Below are 6,661 nucleotides of genomic sequence, written 5' to 3'. Positions count from 1 at the left end.
CCCCTTTACGGGTCCGGTGCGGGGCTTTTCTGCGTTCAGGACACGTGTGCTGCCTCCTGTAGGGTCAGGGGGCATCGAACGACCGATTTCTACAGTCACAGTGGAGGCCCCCGGGTGGAGGTCCAGGAGACTCGGGTTCAGACTGACCGAATTTTCACCATTCCGAACATCCTGAGCATGGCGCGCCTGGCCGGCGTGCCCCTGTTCTTGTGGCTGATCCTCGCTGAGTACGACGGGTGGGCCCTTGCCGTCCTCATGCTCAGCGGGATCAGCGACTACCTCGACGGGAAGCTCGCGCGGCGCTGGAATCAGATCAGCAAGCTCGGCCGGCTGCTCGATCCTGCCGCCGACCGGCTCTACATCCTGTCGACGCTCTTCGGTCTGACTTATCGCGAGCTTCTGCCGTTGTGGCTCACCGGAGCGTTGCTCGCGCGCGAGCTGATGTTGCTGGTCATGGTGTGGATCCTGCGCCGTCACGGATATCCGCCGCCGCAGGTCAACTTCCTCGGCAAGGCCGCCACCTTCAACCTGATGTACGCGTTTCCCTTGCTCCTGCTCAGTGACGGAAGCGGCTGGTTGGCCTGGTTGGCGGCAGTTTTCGGATGGGCGTTCGCCGTATGGGGTACAACCCTCTATTGGTGGGCAGGAATCCTTTACGTGGTTCAAGTCCGCCGTCTGGTGAAGGCTGGCTCCACGGCCGATTGAGCCCGCCCGGCGCCGGATGACGCGGAGGAGTTGCGAAGTCCCCGACCGAGACGGGTGAGGGTCGGCACGACTGTCGTCTCCCAAGGAGGACTCTTCCGACATGAAGGCCGTCGTGATGGCCGGTGGCGAGGGCACGCGTCTTCGCCCCATGACTTCGAGCATGCCCAAGCCGCTCCTGCCGGTGGCCAACCGGCCGATCATGGAGCATGTGCTCAGGCTGCTCAAGCGGCATGGGCTCAGCGAGACCGTTGTCACCGTGCAGTTCCTGGCGTCACTCGTCAAGAACTATTTCGGGGATGGCGAAGAGCTCGGAATGGAGCTCACCTATGCCCACGAGGAGAAGCCACTCGGCACTGCCGGCAGCGTGAAGAATGCCGAGGAGGCTCTGAAGGACGATGCCTTCGTCGTCATTTCCGGCGATGCGCTCACCGACTTCGACCTCACCGATCTGATCCGCTTCCACAAGGAGAAGGGCGCCCTCGTCACGGTGTGCCTGACCCGGGTGCCGAACCCGCTGGAATTCGGTATCACGATCGTGGACGAGCAGGGCAAGGTCGAGCGGTTCCTGGAGAAGCCGACCTGGGGACAGGTGTTCTCGGACACCGTCAACACAGGTATCTACGTCATGGAACCCGAGGTCTTCGATTACGTGGACCCGGATGTGTCCGTCGACTGGTCCGGCGATGTCTTCCCCCAGCTGATGAAGGAAGGCCGGCCCATCTACGGCTATGTCGCCGAGGGCTACTGGGAGGACGTCGGCACGCACGAGAGCTACGTCAAGGCGCAGGCCGACGTGCTCGAGGGCAAGGTCCAGATCGAGATGGACGGCTTCGAGATCTCGCCCGGGGTGTGGATCGCCGAAGGGGCGGAGGTGAGCCCCGACGCGGTGCTGCGCGGCCCGGTGTACATCGGCGACTACGCCAAGGTCGAGGCCGGTGCAGAGATCCGCGAGCACACCGTCATCGGGTCGAACGTCGTTGTCAAGAGCGGGGCGTTCCTGCACCGGGCCGTCGTTCACGACAACGTGTACATCGGGCCCCACAGCAATCTCCGCGGCTGCGTGATCGGGAAGAACACCGACATCATGCGTGCCGCGCGGATCGAGGACGGGGCCGTCATCGGTGACGAGTGCCTCGTCGGTGAAGAATCGATCGTCCAGGGCAATGTGCGGGTCTACCCGTTCAAGACCATCGAGGCCGGTGCCTTCGTCAACACATCGGTGATCTGGGAGTCCCGCGGTCAGGCGCACCTGTTCGGCGCCCGTGGGGTCTCCGGGATCCTGAACGTGGAGATCACTCCCGAGGTGGTGGTCCGGCTCGCCGGTGCGTACGCCACGACCCTGAAGAAGGGGGCGATCGTCACCACGGCACGTGACCATTCGCGAGGCGCGAGGGCGCTCAAACGGGCCGTGATCTCCGCGCTCCAGGCCAGCGCCATAAATGTACGGGACCTGGAGAACGTACCGCTGCCCGTGGCCCGGCAGCAGACCGCGCGCGGCAGCGCCGGCGGGATCGTCCTGCGGACCTCGCCGGGTGTGCCGGACTCCGTGGACATCATGTTCCTCGACGAGCGGGGAGCGGACCTCTCGCTCCAGGGACAGCGCAAGCTGGACCGCGTCTATGCGCGCCAGGAGTACCGGCGGGCGTTCCCCGGGGAGATCGGAGACCTGCAGTTCCCGGGCAGTGTCTTCGACGCCTACACCGGCTCGCTGCTGCGGCGGGTGGACACCACAGGCATCGCCGATGCCGGGCTCAAGGTGGTCGTCGACGCCTCGAACGGAAGCGCAGGGCTGGTTCTGCCCAGCTTGCTGGGCCGGCTCGGTGTGGACGCTCTCACGATCAATCCAGGGCTCGACGAATCCCGGCCGACGGAGACCAGGGATTCCCGGCGGGCCGGGCTGGTGCGGCTGGGAGAGATCGTGGCCTCGGCGAGGGCCGCCTTCGGGGTGCGCTTCGACCCGGTGGGCGAGCGGATCTCCCTGGTGGACGAGCGCGGGCGGATCATCGAGGACGACCGGGCGCTGCTGGTGATGCTCGACCTCGTGGCCGCGGAGAAGCGCAGCGGCAAGGTCGCTCTGCCGGTGACCACGACGCGGGTGGCCGAGCAGGTGGCGGCCTACCACGGGACCCAGGTCGAGTGGACGACGACCTCGCCCGACGACCTGACCAGGGTGGGCCGGGCGGAGAACACCATCTTCGGCGGGGACGGCCAGGGCGGCTTCATCGTTCCGGAGTTCGGCAGCGTCTTCGACGGTTCGGCCGCCTTCGTACAGCTGCTCGGGCTGGTGGCGCGTACGCAGCTCACGCTGAGCCAGATCGATGCCCGGATTCCGCGGGCCCACGTGCTCAGGCGCGACGTGGCGACGCCATGGGCGGTGAAGGGGCTCGTGATGCGGCGGGTCGTGGAGGCGGCCGGCGACCGGCAGGTGGACACCACCGACGGGGTGCGGGTGGTCGAGGCCGACGGACGCTGGGCACTGGTCCTGCCGGACCCGGCGGAAGCGGTCACCCACCTGTGGGCCGAGGGCCCCGACGACGGCACCGCGCAGGCCCTGCTCGACGAATGGGCGGCCGTGGTGGAGGGCGCCGGGCACTGAGTGCCGGGCGGGCGATGAGGTAGGGCGGAAGTCCGGTGGCCGGGTGCGGGGAGTGCCGGCCCGGCCCACCGGACGGACGCATTGGGTGACTGCGCCGCCGACATGCGACGATGTGCGGCATGTCGCAGCCGCCCCACCATCGGACTCCGGCGTCTCCTGCCCCCGCGCGCCCGGACGCCTCCATGTCGCTGCTGACGCACGTGATGGACCACAGCCTCGACGAGGGCTATGCGGAGGCTGCGGCCCGGCGCGAGGCGGAGGGTACGGCGGGCCTGCCCCGCACCCTGAAGGCCAAGCTGGGGCTCGCCGCCGGGCTCGTCGTCACCGCCATGGTCGTCACGCTCGGCGCGGCCGAGGCACGGATAGCCGCGCCGGTGCTGGCCAAGGAGCGTCAGGAACTGATCGAGCGGGTGGAGCGGGCGGACGACCGCACGCACGGCCTGGAGCGTGACATCGACCGCCTCAGGACCGATGTCGCGGCCCGCCAGCGAGCGGCGCTGAAGCAGCCCGGAGGGGGCCAGGGTGAGCTCGTGGCCCTGCTGGCGGGTGCCACCGAGGTCCGCGGGCCGGGGATCAAGCTGGTGGTGGACGACGCGAAGGGCGCTTCGTCGGGCGGCGGTGGCAAGCCGCGCGAGAGCTCGGGCTTCTCCGACACCGGCCGCCTCCGTGACCGGGACATGCAGAAGATCATCAACGGGCTGTGGCAGTCCGGGGCGGAGGCCATCTCCATCAACGGGCAGCGGCTGACCGAACTGTCGGCGATCAGGGCCGCGGGTGACGCGATACTGGTCGACAACAGGCCGCTGGTGCCGCCGTACGAAGTGTTCGCGGTGGGGGACAAGAAGCGGCTCGGCACGGCCTTCCAGGACTCGGCGGACGGACAGTACCTGCACGTGCTGCAGGAGAGCTACGGGATCCGATCCGCCCTGTCCCCGGCGGACGACCTGCGACTGCCGGCCGCGTCGAGTCTGACCGTACGTACAGCTACACCGGCAGAGCAGCAGAAGGGTGCATCGTGATCGCGGTACTGGGCCTCTTGGCCGGAGTGGTGGCCGGACTTCTGGTCCGGCCCGAAGTGCCGGCCGTGGTGGAGCCATATCTGCCGATCGCCGTCGTGGCGGCGCTGGACGCCGTGTTCGGCGGCCTGCGCGCGATGCTGGACGGCATCTTCGTGGACAAGGTCTTCGTGGTGTCGTTCCTGTCGAACGTGGTCGTGGCCGCGCTGATCGTCTTCCTCGGTGACAAGCTCGGGGTCGGTTCGCAGCTGTCCACGGGTGTGGTCGTGGTCCTCGGCATCCGCATCTTCTCCAACGCCGCGGCCATCCGCCGGCACGTGTTCCGGGCGTGAGGCCGATGAGTACGAACGACAACCCCGAGGAGCCGGGGGGCTCGGGCCGGCCCCCGGAGCCCCCGAAGTCTCCTGAGCCCCAGCCGCCGCAGTCCCCGAAGTCTCCCGAACCGCCGAAGTCTCCTGAGCCCCAGCAGACCCCGCAGCCCCCGCAGTCTCCGGAGCCCGTGCAGCCCCCGCAGGTGCCGAAGCCCTCGGAGCCGTCCGAGGAGGAGCCGGTGCAGGCCGAGGAGACCGGTCGGCAGCGGCTCGCGGCCGGGCTGTGGCCGCCGCGGGTGAGCCGGGCCCAACTGATCGTGGCGCTGCTGCTGTTCGTTCTGGGGCTCGGTCTGGCGATCCAGGTCCGGTCCAACAGCGACTCCAGCGCGCTGCGCGGAGCCCGCCAGGAGGACCTCGTACGGATCCTCGACGAGCTCGACGGGCGGACCAAGCGCCTGGAGGACGAGAAGCAGCGTCTGGAGGACCAGCGCAAGGAGCTGGAGAGCAGCTCCAACCAGGCCGAGGAGGCCCGCAGGCAGACCGTCGAGAAGGAACGCCAACTGGGCATCCTGGCCGGTACGGTGGCAGCCCAGGGGCCGGGCATCACGCTGAAGATCACGGATCCCACGGGTCAGGTGCAGTCCGACCAGCTGCTGGACACGCTGCAGGAGTTGCGGGCGGCCGGGGCCGAGGCGATCCAGATCAACGGGGTGCGCATCGTGGCAAGCTCGTACTTCTCGGACGAGGACGGCGGGGTCGCCATCGACGGTAAGAAGATCACACAACCTTATGAGTTCAAGGTGATCGGCAAGCCCCAGGACCTGGAGCCCGCGCTGAACATCCCCGGCGGTGTCGTCCAGACGCTGGAGAAGGAGCAGGCCACCGTTGCCGTCACACGGTCGGCGAAGATCGTTGTGGATGCCTTGCGGGCTGCGAAGCAGCCTGACTACGCTCGGTCGTCATCGGGATGATGTGGAGTGAAGAGTGGAGCGGCTCACGCGGGCGGATGCCTGCGGGGGGTCGGCGCACCGAAGTCGCGGTGCGTGGTGGAAACTGTCTGGTGGTTACGGACGTTGTGAGAATGTCCGGGTCGGCAGGTGTCTGCATTCGGAGTTCGTCCTGCCCCACGGGCGGGTCTATTTCGGTCAAGGGGAATCGCCCGTGAAGTTGTTTGAGAAGTTGTTCGGCAAGAAGAACCGCGAGGAAGGCGGCGCGGCACGGCACCGCGCCGGGCACGGGGACGTGGAAGGGCAGGGCGGCCGGCCGCTCTTCCGCGACGAAGTCGCCGGTGCGGGCGATGTTCCGGGTGCCTCCGGCGCGTCGTCTGTTGACCCTGCTGGTACCGGACGCATAGGTTTCGGTGAACCATCAACCTCAAGTGCGGGTGGAGGGTTCCCCCCCGACCCGTATGCCACCAATGCATCCGCGGGGTACCCGCGGCGCGAGGAGCCGTCGATGTCGGCCGAGCAGATTTGCAGCAGGTGCGGACACCGCAGCGATGCGGCCAGTCGGTTCTGCTCGAACTGCGGTGCGCCGCTGCGGGCGGGTCTGACGCCGGAGCGTGCCTCGGAGACCACGTCCACGATCTCGATCTCCGGCCTCGAGGCCTACGAGGCCGAGGTGTCGGGACAACCGCACGTGTCGTCCTCCTCGCTGTCCCCCGAGGCGCAGGCCGCGGTGGAAGCGCTGCCCCCCGGTTCCGCTCTGCTCATCGTGCGGCGCGGTCCCAACTCCGGGAGTCGTTTCCTGCTGGACGGTGAGCTGACCACGGCCGGCCGCCACCCGCAGAGCGACATCTTCCTGGACGACGTCACCGTCTCCCGGCGCCATGTCGAATTCCGCCGGAGCCAGGAGGGCGGCTTCACCGTCGCCGATGTCGGCAGCCTCAACGGCACGTACGTGAACCGTGAACCGATCGACTCCGTCGCTCTGCAGAACGGCGACGAGGTGCAGATCGGCAAGTACCGGCTGGTCTTCTACGCGAGCCTGCGGGGCATCTGACCCGTTTAGGGAAGGTTCCATGCTGCGTACCC

General features: G+C 68.1%; 6 protein-coding genes. All 6 read left to right on the top strand.

What is annotated here, in order from left to right:
- Positions 1-114 precede the first annotated feature (114 nt).
- The 6 genes from ACWGIU_RS25520 (at position 115) to ACWGIU_RS25495 (ending at position 6,629) form a co-directional block, all read left to right on the top strand.
- The gene (locus ACWGIU_RS25520) at positions 115-705 is read left to right on the top strand and encodes a CDP-alcohol phosphatidyltransferase family protein (RefSeq protein WP_453709456.1); all 591 of its coding nucleotides are present in this window, start codon (positions 115-117) and stop codon (positions 703-705) included.
- Between the two features lie 100 nt (positions 706-805).
- Entirely contained in the window at positions 806-3,301 is a 2,496-nt protein-coding gene (locus ACWGIU_RS25515) for a sugar phosphate nucleotidyltransferase (RefSeq protein WP_453709454.1), read from the top strand.
- Between the two features lie 110 nt (positions 3,302-3,411).
- Entirely contained in the window at positions 3,412-4,320 is a 909-nt protein-coding gene (locus ACWGIU_RS25510) for a DUF881 domain-containing protein (protein ID WP_453709452.1), read from the top strand.
- On the top strand, positions 4,317-4,649 hold the full coding sequence (locus ACWGIU_RS25505; RefSeq protein ID WP_030010496.1) for a small basic family protein: 333 nt from the start codon (positions 4,317-4,319) through the stop codon (positions 4,647-4,649). The genes ACWGIU_RS25510 and ACWGIU_RS25505 overlap by 4 nt, the downstream gene beginning before the upstream one ends.
- A 5-nt stretch (positions 4,650-4,654) precedes the next feature.
- Positions 4,655-5,599, top strand: coding sequence for a DUF881 domain-containing protein (locus tag ACWGIU_RS25500; RefSeq protein WP_453709450.1), 945 nt, complete (start codon positions 4,655-4,657; stop codon positions 5,597-5,599).
- 82 nt (positions 5,600-5,681) lie between these two features.
- Positions 5,682-6,629: an FHA domain-containing protein gene (locus tag ACWGIU_RS25495; protein WP_453709458.1), complete on the top strand. Its 948-nt coding sequence runs from the start codon at positions 5,682-5,684 to the stop codon at positions 6,627-6,629.
- Positions 6,630-6,661 lie beyond the last annotated feature (32 nt).

Source organism: Streptomyces sp. NPDC054840 (assembly GCF_053611065.1).
The sequence above is the reverse complement of the archived record's forward strand: the minus strand, read 5'-3'. Positions and strand labels throughout refer to the sequence as shown.

What these genes read in the sequence shown, in the direction of transcription:
- ACWGIU_RS25510 (WP_453709452.1), top strand. Translation starts at nt 3,412, where the DNA reads ATGTGCGGCATGTCGCAGCCGCCCCACCATCGGACTCCGGCGTCTCCT.
- ACWGIU_RS25515 (WP_453709454.1), top strand. Translation starts at nt 806, where the DNA reads ATGAAGGCCGTCGTGATGGCCGGTGGCGAGGGCACGCGTCTTCGCCCC.
- ACWGIU_RS25500 (WP_453709450.1), top strand. Translation starts at nt 4,655, where the DNA reads ATGAGTACGAACGACAACCCCGAGGAGCCGGGGGGCTCGGGCCGGCCC.